The sequence below is a fragment of the Robertmurraya mangrovi genome (assembly GCF_034427655.1).
In the GTDB taxonomy this organism is placed as follows: domain Bacteria; phylum Bacillota; class Bacilli; order Bacillales; family Cytobacillaceae; genus Robertmurraya_A; species Robertmurraya_A mangrovi.
Map to the genome: position 1 here is coordinate 168,121 of NZ_JAXOFX010000004.1, position 16,741 is coordinate 184,861.

The following is a 16,741-nucleotide window of genomic DNA, read 5'->3' on the forward strand; positions in this document are numbered from 1 at the left end:
TGAAAATAGATGAACACAAAATTATGGTCAGTGGATAAAAATGTGGATAATTTAATTACATATCCACAGATAAAAGAATCAGCGGATTTGCTAGCTAAAAATGAAGTAATAGCCTTTCCAACTGAGACGGTTTACGGCCTTGGGGGAAACGCACAATCAGATGAGGCTGTGCTAAAAATATTCGAAGCAAAAGGAAGACCGAGTGACAATCCACTTATTATCCACATTGGAGAAAAAGATCAGTTAACCGGCTTTGTTAAAAAGGTTCCTGAGAAAGCAACAATCCTAATGGAAAAGTTTTGGCCTGGCCCTTTAACCATCATTTTTGAAAAATTAGACGGAAAGCTTTCGGACTTTGCTACAGCTGGGTTATCCACAGTAGCTGTTCGTATGCCTGATCATCCTGTTGCGTTAGCACTTATAAATGAGTCAAAAGCTCCAATTGCTGCTCCGAGTGCCAACCGTTCAGGTCGACCAAGTCCAACTACAGCAGGACATGTAATGGAAGATTTAAATGGAAGAATTGCTGGTATTGTGGACGGTGGACCAACCGGGGTTGGGGTTGAATCGACGGTTCTCGATTGTACTAGTGAAATTCCTGTTATATTAAGACCTGGTGGAGTAACAAGGGAGCAAATTGAAGCTGTTATTGGAGAAGTAAAGGTAGACCCGGCATTGACGGATTCTGAACAAGCACCTAAATCACCTGGAATGAAATATACTCATTATGCACCTGATGCACCTTTAACCCTTGTAAAAGGGAGTAGAGAATTTATACAACAACTTGTTAATAAAAAGAGACAGGAAAACTTAAAAGTGGGCGTTTTAACAACGGGAGAAAACAGCACTTACTACGATGCAGACTATATTTTTACTTGTGGAAAAAGAAGCGAACTTGAAACGGTTGCAAGTCATCTTTACACGGCATTAAGAAGCTTTAATGATGCAGGTGTAAATGTGATATTCAGTGAAATGTTCCCGAATGAAGGAGTCGGACAAGCCATTATGAATCGCCTACTAAAAGCGGCGGGGCAACATGTAATTGAAGAGTAAGAATGGGGTCAGACCCCCTTTAGTTAACTAAAGGGGGTCTGACCCCATCATTTTTTGATTCTAAACCTTTTTGGACGTGCATATGTTAAATTAGATAGGCAAGTCCAAGGGGGCGTAGAGATGACAGCATTTATGGGCGAATTATTGACTCTAATATTAATGGCATTTGCACTCGGAATGGACGCGTTTTCCGTTGGATTGGGAATGGGAATGTTCAGGCTCCATCGCAGGCAAATTTTTAAAATAGGAATTACAATAGGGTTGTTCCATGTTTTAATGCCGTTATTAGGAATGTTAGCAGGTAAGTTTTTATCAGAACAATTTGGTGCAATAGCAGGATATATTGGCGGGGGACTATTAATTGTTCTAGGAATTCAAATGATTTGGTCAAGCTTTAAAGAGGAAGAGGGCTCTCTCATTACACCAGTGGGCTTCGGTCTGATTATTTTTGCTCTTAGCGTAAGTCTAGACAGTTTTTCAGTTGGGCTATCCTTAGGGATATACGGAGCAAAAACTATTTTAGTATTAACATGCTTTGGGATCGGGGCAACTATATTAACTTGGGCAGGTCTCTTAATTGGACGTAGAGTCCAAGGTTGGCTAGGTACTTACAGCGAAGCACTAGGCGGAAGTATCTTACTTGCATTTGGAATTAAATTATTACTGCCTTTCTAATTACATAGAGGGAAGAGGGGATATTCTCATGACGAGGATATCTCTTTTTTGATTTTGCCTTTTTAATAATATTAATTAAAATAATAATAAAAAACTTAAAACTTTTATTAACCGTGACTATGGAATTAAGGTAATTTGTCATATAATGTAGAGAAGGAGGAAGGACAACTATGACGAGAGTACTATTTGTTTGTACAGGAAATACATGTAGAAGTCCAATGGCTGAGGCTATTTTAAAAAGTAAATCAATACCTGGGGTAGAGGTTCGTTCTGCAGGAGTATATGCTGCAAATGGAAGTGATGCTTCTGAAAATGCTAAAAGGGTATTAGAGGAACAGCAAATTCCGCATGTTCACCAATCCGCAGCTTTAACAGAGGAATTGGTCAACTGGGCAACGATTATTCTAACGATGACATCTGGTCACAAACATTCTATTATGAGCCTTTTTCCTAAAACAGCGGATAAAACCTTTACGCTAAAAGAATTCTCTGAAGATTCTTACGACGTAGATATAATGGATCCTTTTGGTGGTCCAGTAGAAGTATATCGACATACATACAAAGAGATTGCTGACAACATAGATAAAATATTAAATAAATTAAAAAGTTAAAGAAAAAGAGGGGATTAAATGGAGGAGAGAAAAAGTTTAAAATTTGGCTTAAGAAAAAAGCTTGTTCTATTTATCACGATTTTAGCACTAATAACTTATTCTACTAGTGCCGTATTCATCTATGTTTTATACCCAATGATTAAAGATGCAGTAAACATAGGTGAATTTTCATTTTCTGTCATCACATTAAGTCTAGGAATCATGTGGTCTGGTATTTTAGCGTTCTTTGCAGCAGGTTTTATAATTAAGCCATTACAAAAGCTAGAAAAAGTAGCTTTGAAGGCAGCCCATGGTGATATTAGTGAGGAAGTTGAAGTTTCTAAATCTGATGATGAGATTCGTTCATTAGGAATTGCTTTTAACCACATGCTTTTCAATTTAAGAGATATGGTGCAAAAGATTGATGAAAATTTCCGTGAAACGAATGAAAAAGTGGTCTCTATTTCTAAGGAATCTTCTTTAGCAAGGGAGCAAGCTGAGTCCATTGCTAGAACGATTGGTGAGATTTCATTAGGTGCTGATAATTCAGCTGTTTCTATTCAATCTACAGCTGAGTCAGTAGAAGATGTGATCCATATTGCTGAAGAGGTTCAAGAAACCGCAAAAGTTTCTGAACAAGTTTCAAATGAAATGGTATCAGACTTGAAAGAATCAAAAGAGGTTATTCATTCGTTAGTTACAGGCATTCAGCGTTTAGCAAAAGACAATCAACAGTCATTGCAAACAGTAAAAAGATTAGAAGAGAATGCAGTAAAAGTAGAGCAAATCATTAAACTAGTTGGCGATATTGCGGCCCAAACAAATTTACTGGCATTAAATGCATCAATTGAAGCAGCTCGCGCAGGAGAACATGGTAAAGGGTTTGCTGTGGTTGCGGAAGAGGTGCGTACATTAGCTGATGAAAGTGCGAAAGCCGTTCAAGGTATTTCGGAACTGATTAAAAATATCCAAACGGAAGTTCAGAATGTAGTTCGTCAGATTTCTGAACAAGTAGAATCAGCCAATAACGAAGCGAATAAAGGCTCGAAGACAAATGAAGTGATTGAAGAAATGACGAAAACCGTACACGAGATGGCAGGTTCCGTTTCTAAAATAACCGTGTTAGTAGACCGCCAAATGGAAGGCATCCAACATACGGCAACACAATCTCAAGAAGTGGCAGCGATCGCTGAAGAAACATCTGCTGGAGCTCAAGAAGTAACTCATGCCACAAACCAACAAGCAGCAGTGATTGAGAACGTAGAAAAACTAGCATTTGAGCTTAAAGACCAAGCCGAACAATTAAAGAGCACCATTACTCGATTTAAATTATAGGCTTTATTAAAAAGAACAATGTTGGTACTTTAACCGTGTTGATTGGAGCGGATGGTGCTTGACTCCAGCGGGAGCAGCGGTACAGGGGAGACCCCACAGGAGCGCAGCGACGAGGAGGCTCCCCGACCGCCCCGCGGAAAGCAAGCGCCAGGAGTGGAAATCAACACTCAGACTTAATAGAACCAAGTTTGAAAGGCACCCGAAATATTTCTGTAATATTTCCCGGGTGCTTTTTTTATACGAGCATTCAGAACAACCCATACAATAACAAATAAATCTCATAAATTATCCAATACTAATTGAATAAAGTCCCTTTATAAACATATTTGATTATGTCAAAATGATGATGAAGTTATATTAGTTTTTGTCAAATTAGGGAGGATATAGAATGAAAGTAGCAATTGCTTCAGATCACGGTGGAGTAAATATCAGAGAAGAAATCAAAAAGCTAATGGATGAGCTTGAAATTGCCTATGAGGATTTTGGCTGTGAGTGTGGAACTTCTGTCGATTACCCTGACTATGCTCTTCCAGTAGCTGAAAAAGTGGCAAATGGTGAGTTTGACCGCGGAATTCTAATTTGTGGAACAGGAATTGGAATGAGTATCGCAGCGAATAAGGTAAAAGGAATTCGTTGTGCCTTAGTTCATGATACATTTAGCGCGAAAGCAACTCGCGAACATAATGACAGCAATATGCTTGCAATGGGAGAACGTGTCGTTGGTGCTGGTCTTGCACGTGAAATTGCGAAAACGTGGTTAACTACCGAATACGATGGTGGTCGTCACGAAAATCGTGTGGGCAAAATCAAGGAATACGAAAATAAAAATCTGTAATGCTTCCGAGGAAGGAGGACGAATGATGTCTACCGAAATTCAGCAATGGGAGCAACAATTAAAGACAATTTTATCAGAATTTCATGATCAAGTTGGGCTAAGGAAAAACAGCTTATTTGTCATTGGCTGCAGTACTAGTGAGGTTATGGGTGAAAAAATCGGGACAGCTGGAACGGAAGAAGTAGCTAAAATGATTTTTGACGAGCTGATGAATTTTAAAGAGAAGACCGGAATCCAACTGGCTTTTCAGTGTTGTGAACATTTGAACCGGGCTCTAGTTGTTGAACAAGCGACGGCAGAACAAAAAGGCTTGGAAGAAGTGACGGTTATACCTGTACGAACTGCGGGTGGGGCTATGGCTACTTACGCATTCGAACATTTTAATCAACCAGTCGTAGTTGAGCATATCAAAGCAGATGCAGGAATTGATATTGGAGATACTTTTATCGGTATGCAATTGAAACATGTCGCGGTTCCTGTCAGGGTCGCGTTAAGAGAGTTAGGCAGTGCTCACGTGACTCTAGCTACTACAAGGCCAAAACTAATCGGTGGGGCTAGAGCGGTTTACGAAAGAAAAGTTGAAAATGAATCTTGTAGATAACCTTTTATGCCTTTACTTTTAGTGAAGGCTTTTTATTGTGTTCAAATTTTGTTTATAATGAAACATTAATAAATAAGTGAAACAGTCTCTCTGCAAATAAAGAGAGACTGTTTTTTGAAAAAATTTTAGGAATATTACAGCAATATTACAGGTGCCTGTCACCAGAAAAAGTGTTAGAATATAGTAGAATTTTTAAAATTGTTCAATATATACATATATTTATGATATGAGGGGGATTAACATGAAGCATTTAGCACAACAAGACGCACAAATTTTTCAGTCTATCCAAGATGAGTTGCAACGTCAAAGAACAAAAATTGAATTAATTGCATCGGAAAACTTTGTTAGTGAAGCTGTAATGGAAGCACAAGGGTCTGTTTTAACGAACAAATATGCTGAAGGCTATCCTGGTCGTCGCTATTATGGTGGTTGTGAACATGTTGATGTAGCAGAAAATATTGCTCGTGATCGTGCGAAACAAATCTTTGGCGCTGAGCATGCGAACGTTCAGCCTCATTCAGGTGCCCAAGCAAACATGGCTGTTTATTTTACCATCCTTGAGCAAGGCGACACAGTGCTAGGGATGAATCTTTCTCATGGTGGTCACTTAACTCACGGAAGTCCGGTTAACTTCAGTGGAATTCAATACAATTTCGTTGAGTACGGTGTAGATGAAGTGACACACACCATTAACTATGAAGATGTTGCTGAAAAAGCACGCCAACATAAGCCAAAGCTAATTGTTGCTGGTGCTAGTGCTTATCCACGTGCGATCGACTTTAAGCGTTTTAGAGAAATTGCTGATGAAGTGGGAGCATATTTAATGGTTGATATGGCTCACATTGCTGGTCTTGTTGCTGCTGGTCTACATGAAAATCCAGTTCCTTATGCTGATTTTGTTACAACAACAACACATAAAACTCTTCGCGGCCCTCGTGGTGGAATGATTCTTTGTAAAGAAGAATGGGCTAAGAAAATTGATAAATCTATTTTCCCTGGAATCCAAGGTGGTCCACTAATGCACGTAATTGCTGCAAAAGCAGTGGCATTTGGTGAAGCTTTACAAGATGGTTTCAAAGATTATGCAGCTAAAATTATTGAGAATGCTAAGTATTTAGCAGAAGGCCTACAAAAAGAAGGTTTAAGCTTAGTATCTGGTGGAACAGACAATCACCTTTTACTAGTTGATTTACGTTCACTAAGTTTAACAGGAAAGATTGCTGAAAAAGTACTTGATGAAATTGGTATTACGGTTAATAAAAATACGATTCCTTTTGATCCTGAAAGTCCATTTGTAACAAGTGGAATCCGTATCGGTACAGCGGCTGTTACTTCTCGTGGCTTCGGTCAAACAGAGATGGAAGAAATCGCTTCTTTAATTGCTTTTGCTCTTAAAAACCATGAAGATGAAGCTAAATTAGAAGAAGCTAAACAACGTGTTGAGGCATTAACTAGCGGCTTCACTCTTTATCCTGAAAGATAATAGAAAATCAGCCCCTCCTCTTGAAGGGGCATTTTTTTTGGAGAAATGAAATTTTCTTGACTAATTCGAATCGTAGTTGCTCTTAAAAAGTTTTTTCTGTAAAATAAAACGCAGTGTATTCGATTGAAATTTACATAAAACGACAACAACAAGTAAATTTTATACATGACGACCAAAAGGAGAGATAATGATGGCAAAAGTATATGTTTTTGATCACCCATTAATTCAACATAAACTTACATATATCCGTGAGAAAGATACAGGTACGAAAGAATTCCGTGAGCTAGTAGACGAAGTAGCAACATTAATGGCGTTTGAAATTACTAGAGACATGCCTCTAGAGGAAATCGAAATTGAAACGCCAGTTAGTAAAACACATTCAAAAGTTTTATCTGGTAAAAAACTAGGGATTATCCCGATTTTACGTGCAGGTATTGGAATGGTAGACGGAATTTTAAAATTGATTCCTGCTGCAAAAGTGGGTCACATTGGTTTATACCGTGATCCAAAAACGTTAATGCCTGTTGAATACTATGTAAAATTACCAAGCGATGTGGAAGAAAGAGACTTTATCGTAGTTGACCCTATGCTTGCAACAGGTGGTTCAGCAGTTGAAGCAATCAACTCTCTTAAAAAGCGTGGAGCTAAAAACATTAAATTTATGTGCTTAATTGCTGCACCAGAAGGCGTGGACGCAGTTAAAGAAGCTCACCCTGATGTAGATATTTACATTGCGGCACTAGATGAGAAATTAAACGAAAAAGGCTATATCGTACCAGGTCTAGGAGATGCTGGGGACCGTCTATTCGGAACAAAATAATGAACGTAGAATAAAAAACCATGCCCTTTATCACCGTACAAAATTATTTTTTGTGCAAAAATAAAGGGCTTTTTTTATAATGGTCTAATAAGTAAGGAAAATATTTAAAAGGAGAGTCCCACAATGAATCGACGAATAAAAGTAATGACGATTTTTGGGACAAGACCAGAGGCCATAAAAATGGCGCCTCTCATTCTTGAACTGAATAAACAAACCGAGCATTTTGAATCGATTGTTACGGTAACTGCGCAACATCGTGAAATGCTGGACCAAGTACTACATATTTTTAATATTAATCCAAACTATGACTTAAATATTATGAAGGATAGACAAACGTTAATTGACATAACCACACGAGTATTACAAGGTTTGGACGAAATAATGAAAGAGGTTAAACCAGATATCGTTTTAGTGCATGGTGATACAACGACAACATTTATTGCTAGCTTAGCGGCGTATTACAATCAAATTGTTGTAGGGCACGTAGAAGCAGGGTTAAGAACGCATAATAAATACTCTCCATTTCCGGAAGAATTAAACCGTCAATTAACGGGAGTTATTGCTGATTTGCACTTTTCTCCGACAAAAAAAGCGGCAGGCAACTTGCTCCAAGAAAATAAACAACCTGATAGTATATTTATAACTGGTAACACAGCGATTGATGCTTTAAGCACAACCATTCGTGATGAATATGAACATGAGGTACTAAGAAATCTTGGAGAAGACCGCTTAATTTTATTAACGGCACATCGTCGGGAAAATCAAGGGGAACCGATGCGTAATATGTTCAGGGCGATTAAACGAATTATAGAAGAACAAAAAGATGTTCAAGTGGTCTATCCTGTTCACTTGAATCCTGTCGTTCGAGAGTTGGCATCCGAAATCTTAGGGAACGACCCTCGCATTCATTTAATTGAGCCTTTGGATGTCATTGATTTTCACAACTTTGCATCAAGGGCCTATTTGATTTTAACGGACTCGGGCGGAGTACAAGAAGAAGCTCCATCACTAGGAGTTCCTGTATTAGTGTTACGAGATACAACGGAACGACCAGAAGGGATTGACGCAGGAACCCTAAAGTTAGCGGGTGTAGAGGAAGAAACCATTTACCGTCTAGCAACAGAGCTTTTAACGGATCAGGCAGAATATAATAAAATGGCAAAAGCTGCGAATCCATATGGAGATGGCCATGCTTCTAAACGAATTTGTGAAGCTATTCGCTACTACTTTAAACAAACGGAAACCCCACCATCAGAATATAACCCAAATTAAACGCTGGCCCCATTATGGGGTCAGTTTTTTGTATACTCAGTCCTCATAATGAAAACGATAAGAAAAAAAGTGAAGAAGGTGAGCGATCATGATAAAGGTTCTGACACTTACATTTTTTATAGTCTTTAATGTGATATTCACCTCCGCCAATGCGAAATCATTAGAACATCCTCCCATACCGGAAGAATCACCTCATACTGAAAAAGTAGCCATCGTAACCTTACCTGAACCGATGAGTAAAAAAGAAATTGAAAAGCTAATAGGGAATATACCTGAATTAACACTACGCTATGTTTTTGAACATGCCCTAAATGGATTTTCTGTAAAAGGGACCGTTGCATCCTTAGAGAAACTATCTAAATTAACCAATATAAATTTAGTTGAACCGGTGAAAACATATTCCATTGAGAGTGAAGAGAGCAATAAAATCATTGGAGTAGATGAAGTTAGAGGATTTTTTGATAAGAAAAATAATAGACTAACGGGCCGTGGAGTCACAGTAGGTGTGATTGATACGGGGTTTGATTATACCCATCCCGATTTGAGAAAAAGCTATGGAGGTGGGCATGACCTAGTAGATGGAGACGATGACCCGATGGAAACAGAAGGAGCTCATGGCCAGGGGACTTTACACGGAACACATGTAGCAGGCATTATTGCAGCAAATGGACGGATTAAAGGAGTTGCTCCGGAAGCAAAAATTAAGGCCTACCGTGCATTAGGCCCCGGGGGGACAGGAACCACAGAGCAAGTACTAGCAGCGATTGAACAAGCAATCAAAGATAAAGTGGATGTGCTGAATCTTTCCCTAGGCAATAGCATTAATGGACCTGATTTACCAATTAGTTTAGCCCTTAATAAAGCCGTAGAGAAAGGAATTACATCCGTCACATCCTCTGGGAATTCTGGTCCTAATCTCTGGACAGTGGGTTCACCAGGAACGGCAGGGAAAGCCATTTCAGTCGGTGCGTCTACTCCTTCACTTCTAATCCCCTACTTATTAATAGAAGAAATGGGTGAAAGATTTAGATTAGAACCGATCCAGGGATCAGTAGCTTCCTGGAAACTGGATCGCTCCTATCCCATTACATTTGCGGGTCTAGGGAAAAAAGAAGACTTGAAAAATGTAGATGGAAAAGTCGTTTTAGTAGAACGAGGGGAAATCACTTTTACAGAGAAGGCGAAGAACGCAATCGAAGCTGGAGCCGTTGCGGTTATTATCTATAACAATATTAATGGAGGGTTTATAGGGAATTTAGAGGAAGGGGTAGAAATACCTGTTGCAACAGTTACTAAAAAGGTAGGAAAACAAATCCAAAAAGCTTTAAAAGCAAAAGAAATGATGATTCGTACAATCATTAAGGAAGAAAAAGATCGATTAGCCGATTTTAGTTCAAGAGGCCCTGTAACCTCAACTTGGGAAATTAAGCCCGATGTAGTAGCACCAGGCGTCGCCATTAATAGTACCATTCCGGGCGGTTATCTCGCTTTACAAGGAACGAGCATGGCTTCCCCTCATGTTGCTGGTGCTTGTGCATTAATCAAACAAGAACACCCAGATTGGGGGCCTGAAGAAATTAAGGCAGCTTTAATGAATACAGCAAAGCCTATACAAAATGAAAAAGGAACCCCTTATAAGACATACGAACAAGGAGCGGGTAGAATTCAAATCAAGGAGGCTATCAAGACACAAACCTTAGCCATGCCAGCTTCCCTTCAGTTCGGCAAATTTAAATTAAAAGATGTACAACATACTCATAAACAATATATCACTCTAAGGAACGTCAGCTCAATAACCCAAAAATACTCCTTCTCCGTACCGAAACAAGAAGCGGGTATTAAGTGGGAAATCCCTCTTTCGTTTCATGTAGGTCCTGGGGAAGAAAAAAGAGTCGAAGTAAAAATGACGGTAGATCCAACCCTTTTTAAAAAGAAATTACATGATGGTCATCTCTATATTGATGCTGGTGGTCAAAGGTTGAGCATACCTTACCTATATGTTCTAGAAGAACCAAATTATCCGAGGGTAATGGGATTTGATATAGGTGCTGGTGACAAGAAGAACACGTACCGTTATGAAGTATATCTGCCAGGAGGAGCGGAAGAATTTGGAATTGCTCTATTTGATCCGGATAGTTATCAATTTGTAGGATTTTTAGATTGGAAAAGAAAAGTAGGGAAAGGTATGCTAAAAGGAACAGTCCATAATAAGCAGCTTCCCGAGACTGGCTTATATCTTGCGAAAGTGTTTGCGAAAAAAGCGGGGAAAGAGGACATGGTTGAAGCGAGTATATATATATCGAAGGAATAGGATTACGGCTAGAAAAGTTGGAGCGAGAACAACTCTTGCTCCAATTGCAATATGTATATAGTAGAAAATATCGAAAAATGTGTGAACTGCCAAATTATAACCAATCTAATTGTGAACTTTTTCACTGCAAACGCATTGACATTGACAAGTGCCTATTGTATGCTTACAAAGGGTATAAAATGATAGGGTTTTCAAAGGCTGTGTGGTGTTAATTTACTAAGTGAACACGCTCAAATTTTGATGCTTGATACCTCTAACCCACATACCATTCTCTAAAGAGAGGATGCGTTAATATGAACAAAAAAAATCGTCATCCATTTCAATCGATGGCGTTAATGTCCGCGATTCTTTCTCAATTAGTCGGTGCAGTATTGATTGGCATTTTCTCCGGAAGATGGCTGGATCGTGTTGCGGGAACCGAGCCACTATTTTTAATTATCGGGTTATTACTAGGATTAGCAGCTGGTGTATTAGCTATGGTTCGACTAATCCAACATTTCTTTTCAGGAGAATAAACAACAATGCCGGAAATCACAGCAATCTACCTTAGGCAACGAAAATACATATTTTTCCTGTTGTCAATCTATGTTCTCGGCTGGGGATTTACAACTTATAAAACTATCTTTCTAGGGCTTATTCTAGGTACAAGCTTAAGCCTATTTAATTTGTGGTTGTTGGCTAGACGAACGGACAAGTTTGGTGAAGCTGTCGCTAAAGGTGAAAAAGTTCGTTCCTTGGGTATGATGTCAAGGATGGCTACAGCAGTGTTATCGGTTATGTTAGCACTTGAGTATCCGGACAAACTACACTTGTACAGCGTAATTTTGGGATTAATGACTTCCTATATCGTCATTATGATAGATTTTTTTCTGCAAGCTATTAATTCACGTAACTAGCGGGGAAGAGAGGTGAATACTGTGCATCATGAAGCTCCATTATATGATTTTATGGGCTTAACTTTTAACTTGTCAAACGTACTAATGATTACAGTTGCCAGTTTGATTGTTTTCATTATTGCAGTTCTTTCTACACGTACTTTAGCCATGAAGCCAACGGGGATGCAAAACTTCTTCGAATGGATAATGGATTTTGTTAAAAACATTATTGGAAGTACGATGGACTGGAAAGATGGCGGAAGATTCCATATCCTTGGAATTACCTTGCTAATGTATGTTTTTATTTCAAACATGCTAGGCCTTCCGTTTGCGATAACATATGATCACGTGTTGTGGTGGAAATCACCTACAGCAGATCCAGTCGTTACATTAACATTAGCGACTATGGTTGTTGCACTTTCACATTATTATGCAATTAAGCTTAAAGGTGTTAAAGAATACGGTCGAGATTTCTTCAGACCAATGTGGTTCTTGTTCCCTCTAAAGCTAATTGAAGAGTTTGCAAATACATTAACTCTTGGACTTCGTCTTTACGGTAACATTTTCGCGGGAGAAATCCTACTAACGTTACTGGCAGGAAGTCTAGCTTCTGGAGTAGGTGGCACTATTGCGGCTATCATTCCAACACTAGCATGGCAAGGATTCTCAATCTTTGTTGGTGCAATCCAAGCATTTATCTTCACAATGTTAACAATGGTTTATTTGGCACACAAAGTGAGTCATGACCATTAATATATACCTGTTCATTATATGAACAAAAATATAAATCTTTTTACACATTTAAAGGAGGAACTCTATAATGGGTCTTTTAGCAGCAGCAATCGCAATCGGTTTAGCGGCACTAGGTGCTGGTATTGGTAACGGTCTTATCGTATCTAAAACAGTTGAAGGTATCGCTCGTCAACCAGAAGCTCGTGGTATGCTTCAAACAACTATGTTCATCGGGGTAGCGTTAGTAGAAGCTGTTCCTATCATCGGCGTAGTTATCGCGTTCATGGTTATTGGTGGTTAATAGCTAGTAAAATGTTAAAATGGCGAAGATCATTCCTTGTGTACCTTCGCCATTGCTTTATGTTCTTAAACTATTTTAGTAAAGAAACCTTATATTTAAGGTGTTAGTTTTAACAAAACAATTAATCGGATTCATATAAATTGAACTTCGTTAACTTGTTGTTTTCCTAAGTGAACGACTCTTGAAGGGAGTGAATCGAGGGTGTTAACAAGCAGTCTAGTATTAGGTGCAGCTGGTGGTGGTTTTAACGGTGGAGATATCCTTTTCCAACTAGTTATGTTCATCATCTTGTTAGCATTGTTAAAGAAATTTGCATGGGGTCCATTAATGGGCATCATGAAACAACGTGAAGATCATATTGCAAATGAGATTAACTCGGCAGAACAAAGCCGTGGTGAAGCTCAAAAACTATTAGATGAGCAACGCAGCTTACTAAAAGAAGCTCGCACAGAAGCTCAAACATTGATTGAAAACGCGAAAAAGCAAGGCGACGTGCAACGTGAAGAAATTATCACATTAGCTCGTTCTGAAGCTGATCGTTTAAAAGAATCTGCTAAGCTTGAAATTGAGCAGCAAAAAGAGAAAGCAGTTGCAGCAATCCGCGAGCAAGTGGCTACTCTATCTGTGATGATTGCTTCTAAAGTAATCGAAAAAGAACTTACTGCACAAGATCAAGAAAAGCTCATTAACGACTACATTCAAGAGGCAGGAGAGAAGCGATGAGCAACTCCACAGTAGCTAAACGCTATGCGTTGGCACTCTTTCAACTTGCTAAAGAGAATCAGCTTCTTGATCAAATGGAAAGTGAGCTACGTGTAGTAAAAGAAGTAGTTAACAATAGTGATAATTTAAACGCAGTTTTAAAATCTCCAAAGCTTTCGAATGAAAAGAAAAAAGAGATTTTAAAAGAGTCATTTGAATCTTTTAGTGTGTATGTATTAAATACACTTATGATTTTAATTGATCGTCACCGTGAAGATCATATCTCTGATGTGGCAGATCATTTTATTCAGCTTGCGAATGATGAAAGAGGCATTGCAGAAGCAATCGTCTATACTATTCGACCTCTAACAGAGGCGGAAAGACAAGCGCTTTCTGAATCATTTGCAACTAAATTTGGAAAGAAATCTCTTCGTATAGATAATATTGTTGATTCCAATCTGCTTGGTGGCATTAAGCTTCGTATCGGAAACCGAATTTTCGACGGCAGCTTACGTGGCAAGTTAGAGCGTTTGGAGCGTCAATTATTAAGCTAAGCTCTTTAAGTGCATGAGGGTATAGATATACTTTTTTCATGTGCAAAAGAACACAAGCTAAGATTCGTAGATAGGGGTGAAACTCATGAGCATCAAAGCTGAAGAAATTAGTGCGCTGATAAAAAAGCAAATCGAAAACTATCAGTCAGAAATTCAAGTGAGTGATGTAGGTACGGTTATTCAAATTGGTGACGGTATCGCACGTGCTCATGGCCTTGACAATGTCATGTCTGGAGAACTTGTTGAGTTTTCGAACGGCGTTATGGGTATGGCGCAAAACCTTGAAGAAAATAACGTTGGTATTATCATTCTAGGACCATACACTGAAATCCGTGAAGGTGACGAAGTTCGCCGTACAGGACGCATCATGGAGGTTCCAGTTGGGGAAGAACTTATCGGACGTGTAGTTAACCCACTAGGACAACCAGTTGATGGTTTAGGTCCAATTAATACAACTAAATCTCGTCCAATTGAAAGTGGAGCACCTGGTGTTATGGATCGTAAATCTGTACACGAGCCACTTCAAACAGGTATCAAAGCGATTGACGCTCTTGTACCAATCGGACGTGGTCAACGTGAGTTAATCATCGGTGACCGTCAAACAGGTAAAACATCTGTTGCAATCGATACAATCTTGAACCAAAAAGATCAAGATATGGTTTGTATCTACGTTGCAATCGGACAAAAAGAATCTACTGTACGTAATGCGGTAGAAACTTTACGTAAAATGGGTGCATTAGAGTACACAATCGTTGTAACTGCTTCTGCATCACAACCAGCTCCATTATTATTCTTAGCTCCTTATGCTGGGGTAACTATGGGTGAAGAATTCATGTATAACGGCAAGCACGTATTAGTAGTGTATGATGATTTAACTAAACAAGCTGCTGCTTATCGTGAGCTTTCATTATTATTACGTCGTCCTCCAGGTCGTGAAGCATATCCAGGGGATGTATTCTATTTACACAGCCGCTTATTAGAGCGTGCAGCTAAATTAAGTGATGCTAAAGGCGCTGGTTCAATCACAGCACTACCTTTCATCGAAACTCAAGCAGGTGACGTTTCTGCTTATATCCCAACAAACGTTATTTCCATTACTGATGGACAAATCTTCTTACAATCTGACCTATTCTTCTCTGGCGTACGTCCAGCGATCAACGCAGGTCTTTCTGTATCACGTGTAGGTGGATCAGCGCAAATTAAAGCGATGAAAAAGGTTTCTGGTACACTACGTCTAGACCTTGCTTCATACCGTGAATTAGAAGCATTTGCTCAATTCGGTTCTGACCTTGATAAAGCAACACAAGCAAAATTAAATCGTGGTGCTCGTACAGTAGAGGTTTTAAAACAGGATCTTAACAAGCCGTTAAAAGTTGAGAAACAAGTTGCTATCCTTTATGCACTTACTCGCGGCTTCTTAGATGATATTCCTGTACAGGATATTCGTCGATTCGAATCTGAATTCCTTTCATGGTTAGATCATAACCGCAAAGATTTGTTAGACCATATCGCTACAACAAAAGAACTTCCTGCTGATAACGATATGACATCTGCGATTAACGACTTCAAAAAATCTTTCGCAGTATCCGAATAATAGTAGACTTTTCATAAGCAACTACTTAGAGGGTCTGACAAACTTTGAACTAAGGTGGTGAGAACCTGTGGCATCATTACGCGATATAAAATCTCGTATTACTTCTACGAAGAAAACGAGTCAAATAACAAAAGCAATGCAAATGGTATCTGCTGCGAAAATGAACCGTGCGGAACAAAATGCGAAATCATTCGTTCCTTACATGGAGAAGATTCAAGAAGTTACTGCGTCCATTGCCCTTGGAAGTAAAGATGTGAACCATCCAATGTTAACTAGCCGTCCAGTTAAAAAGACAGGATATCTAGTTATCACTTCTGACCGTGGTCTAGCTGGAGCTTATAACAGTAACGTTTTAAGGCAGGTATTCCAAACTATAAAACAACGTCATAAATCAAATGATGAGTTTGCAATCATTGCAATTGGTCGTAACGGTCGTGACTTTTTCAGAAAACGTGGAATGAATGTAATTCTTGATATTACTGGAGTTGCTGATCAACCAAGTTTTGCTGAAATTAAAGACATTGCTAGTAAGACAGTTGGTATGTTTGCTGATGAAACATTCGATGAACTATATCTGTATTACAGTCACTATGTCAGCGCGATTCAACAAGATGTAACAGAGAAAAAACTACTTCCATTAACAGACATTGCTAGTGGAGATAGCAAACTTACATCTTATGAGTTTGAACCGTCTGCTGAAGAAATTCTAGAAGTTTTATTGCCACAGTATGCTGAAAGCTTAGTATACGGAGCACTTCTAGATAGTAAAGCAAGTGAACATGCTGCAAGGATGACAGCAATGCAAAGTGCAACAGACAACGCGAAAGAGTTAATCAACTCGCTAAGTCTTGTGTACAACCGTGCTCGTCAAGCAGCAATCACACAAGAAATTACCGAAATCGTCGGCGGTGCGGCGGCGTTAGAATAATAAATGAAAAATGAAGGCTATGGAAGTTATTACTTCCATAGTTACCTTCATGCTTTTTACAAGTAAGTTAGGAGGGAATA

The 16,741-nt window shown here is 39.0% G+C and carries 18 protein-coding genes; all 18 read left to right on the top strand.

Annotation, left to right across the window (positions count from 1 at the left end):
• Positions 1-9 precede the first annotated feature (9 nt).
• The 18 genes from SM124_RS08550 to SM124_RS08635 all read left to right on the top strand — a co-directional run bounded on the left by SM124_RS08550 (position 10) and on the right by SM124_RS08635 (position 16,661).
• A complete protein-coding gene (locus tag SM124_RS08550; RefSeq protein WP_322446094.1) occupies positions 10-1,053 on the top strand; it encodes an L-threonylcarbamoyladenylate synthase in 1,044 nt (347 codons plus the stop codon).
• Positions 1,054-1,173: 120 nt separating this feature from the next.
• Positions 1,174-1,728: a manganese efflux pump MntP gene (locus tag SM124_RS08555; protein WP_322446095.1), complete on the top strand. Its 555-nt coding sequence runs from the start codon at positions 1,174-1,176 to the stop codon at positions 1,726-1,728.
• A gap of 170 nt (positions 1,729-1,898) precedes the next feature.
• A complete protein-coding gene (locus tag SM124_RS08560; protein ID WP_322446096.1) occupies positions 1,899-2,339 on the top strand; it encodes a low molecular weight protein arginine phosphatase in 441 nt (146 codons plus the stop codon).
• Positions 2,340-2,357: 18 nt separating this feature from the next.
• Entirely contained in the window at positions 2,358-3,653 is a 1,296-nt protein-coding gene (locus tag SM124_RS08565; RefSeq protein WP_322446097.1) for a methyl-accepting chemotaxis protein, read from the top strand.
• Positions 3,654-4,041: 388 nt separating this feature from the next.
• Positions 4,042-4,488, top strand: a complete 447-nt coding sequence (gene rpiB, locus SM124_RS08570) for a ribose 5-phosphate isomerase B (protein WP_322446098.1) — start codon at positions 4,042-4,044, stop codon at positions 4,486-4,488.
• Positions 4,489-4,513: 25 nt separating this feature from the next.
• On the top strand, positions 4,514-5,089 hold the full coding sequence (locus tag SM124_RS08575; RefSeq protein WP_322446295.1) for a TIGR01440 family protein: 576 nt from the start codon (positions 4,514-4,516) through the stop codon (positions 5,087-5,089).
• A 241-nt stretch (positions 5,090-5,330) separates the two neighbouring features.
• Positions 5,331-6,572 carry a serine hydroxymethyltransferase gene (glyA, locus tag SM124_RS08580; RefSeq protein WP_322446099.1) on the top strand — a complete coding sequence of 414 codons (1,242 nt, stop codon included), beginning with the start codon at positions 5,331-5,333 and terminating at the stop codon, positions 6,570-6,572.
• 190 nt (positions 6,573-6,762) lie between these two features.
• A complete protein-coding gene (gene upp / locus SM124_RS08585) occupies positions 6,763-7,392 on the top strand; it encodes a uracil phosphoribosyltransferase (RefSeq protein WP_322446296.1) in 630 nt (209 codons plus the stop codon).
• Positions 7,393-7,515: 123 nt separating this feature from the next.
• Positions 7,516-8,664 (top strand): non-hydrolyzing UDP-N-acetylglucosamine 2-epimerase, encoded by a 1,149-nt coding sequence (gene wecB, locus SM124_RS08590; protein WP_322446100.1) that lies wholly within the window; start codon positions 7,516-7,518, stop codon positions 8,662-8,664.
• Between the two features lie 88 nt (positions 8,665-8,752).
• A complete protein-coding gene (locus SM124_RS08595; protein WP_322446101.1) occupies positions 8,753-10,975 on the top strand; it encodes a S8 family serine peptidase in 2,223 nt (740 codons plus the stop codon).
• Positions 10,976-11,268: 293 nt separating this feature from the next.
• Complete coding sequence (locus SM124_RS08600) at positions 11,269-11,490, top strand: AtpZ/AtpI family protein (protein ID WP_322446102.1); 222 nt, start codon at positions 11,269-11,271, stop codon at positions 11,488-11,490.
• A 6-nt stretch (positions 11,491-11,496) separates the two neighbouring features.
• Complete coding sequence (locus SM124_RS08605) at positions 11,497-11,871, top strand: ATP synthase subunit I (RefSeq protein ID WP_322446103.1); 375 nt, start codon at positions 11,497-11,499, stop codon at positions 11,869-11,871.
• A gap of 21 nt (positions 11,872-11,892) precedes the next feature.
• Positions 11,893-12,603, top strand: a complete 711-nt coding sequence (atpB, locus tag SM124_RS08610; protein ID WP_322446297.1) for a F0F1 ATP synthase subunit A — start codon at positions 11,893-11,895, stop codon at positions 12,601-12,603.
• A 67-nt stretch (positions 12,604-12,670) separates the two neighbouring features.
• Positions 12,671-12,883 carry a F0F1 ATP synthase subunit C gene (gene atpE, locus SM124_RS08615; RefSeq protein WP_066059974.1) on the top strand — a complete coding sequence of 71 codons (213 nt, stop codon included), beginning with the start codon at positions 12,671-12,673 and terminating at the stop codon, positions 12,881-12,883.
• Between the two features lie 201 nt (positions 12,884-13,084).
• Complete coding sequence (locus SM124_RS08620; protein WP_322446104.1) at positions 13,085-13,606, top strand: F0F1 ATP synthase subunit B; 522 nt, start codon at positions 13,085-13,087, stop codon at positions 13,604-13,606.
• Positions 13,603-14,139, top strand: coding sequence for a F0F1 ATP synthase subunit delta (locus SM124_RS08625; protein ID WP_322446105.1), 537 nt, complete (start codon positions 13,603-13,605; stop codon positions 14,137-14,139). The genes SM124_RS08620 and SM124_RS08625 overlap by 4 nt, the downstream gene beginning before the upstream one ends.
• Positions 14,140-14,224: 85 nt before the next feature.
• Positions 14,225-15,733, top strand: a complete 1,509-nt coding sequence (gene atpA, locus SM124_RS08630) for a F0F1 ATP synthase subunit alpha (protein WP_322446106.1) — start codon at positions 14,225-14,227, stop codon at positions 15,731-15,733.
• 67 nt (positions 15,734-15,800) lie between these two features.
• Positions 15,801-16,661, top strand: coding sequence for a F0F1 ATP synthase subunit gamma (locus SM124_RS08635; RefSeq protein ID WP_322446107.1), 861 nt, complete (start codon positions 15,801-15,803; stop codon positions 16,659-16,661).
• Positions 16,662-16,741: the final 80 nt, after the last annotated feature.

Bases quoted from the DNA above. Each gene is read 5' to 3' on its own strand.
- SM124_RS08550 (WP_322446094.1), top strand. From the start codon at position 10: ATGAACACAAAATTATGGTCAGTGGATAAAAATGTGGATAATTTAATT.
- SM124_RS08555 (WP_322446095.1), top strand. From the start codon at position 1,174: ATGACAGCATTTATGGGCGAATTATTGACTCTAATATTAATGGCATTT.
- SM124_RS08560 (WP_322446096.1), top strand. From the start codon at position 1,899: ATGACGAGAGTACTATTTGTTTGTACAGGAAATACATGTAGAAGTCCA.
- SM124_RS08565 (WP_322446097.1), top strand. From the start codon at position 2,358: ATGGAGGAGAGAAAAAGTTTAAAATTTGGCTTAAGAAAAAAGCTTGTT.
- rpiB (WP_322446098.1), top strand. From the start codon at position 4,042: ATGAAAGTAGCAATTGCTTCAGATCACGGTGGAGTAAATATCAGAGAA.
- SM124_RS08575 (WP_322446295.1), top strand. From the start codon at position 4,514: ATGTCTACCGAAATTCAGCAATGGGAGCAACAATTAAAGACAATTTTA.
- glyA (WP_322446099.1), top strand. From the start codon at position 5,331: ATGAAGCATTTAGCACAACAAGACGCACAAATTTTTCAGTCTATCCAA.
- upp (WP_322446296.1), top strand. From the start codon at position 6,763: ATGGCAAAAGTATATGTTTTTGATCACCCATTAATTCAACATAAACTT.
- wecB (WP_322446100.1), top strand. From the start codon at position 7,516: ATGAATCGACGAATAAAAGTAATGACGATTTTTGGGACAAGACCAGAG.
- SM124_RS08595 (WP_322446101.1), top strand. From the start codon at position 8,753: ATGATAAAGGTTCTGACACTTACATTTTTTATAGTCTTTAATGTGATA.
- SM124_RS08600 (WP_322446102.1), top strand. From the start codon at position 11,269: ATGAACAAAAAAAATCGTCATCCATTTCAATCGATGGCGTTAATGTCC.
- SM124_RS08605 (WP_322446103.1), top strand. From the start codon at position 11,497: ATGCCGGAAATCACAGCAATCTACCTTAGGCAACGAAAATACATATTT.
- atpE (WP_066059974.1), top strand. From the start codon at position 12,671: ATGGGTCTTTTAGCAGCAGCAATCGCAATCGGTTTAGCGGCACTAGGT.
- SM124_RS08625 (WP_322446105.1), top strand. From the start codon at position 13,603: ATGAGCAACTCCACAGTAGCTAAACGCTATGCGTTGGCACTCTTTCAA.
- atpA (WP_322446106.1), top strand. From the start codon at position 14,225: ATGAGCATCAAAGCTGAAGAAATTAGTGCGCTGATAAAAAAGCAAATC.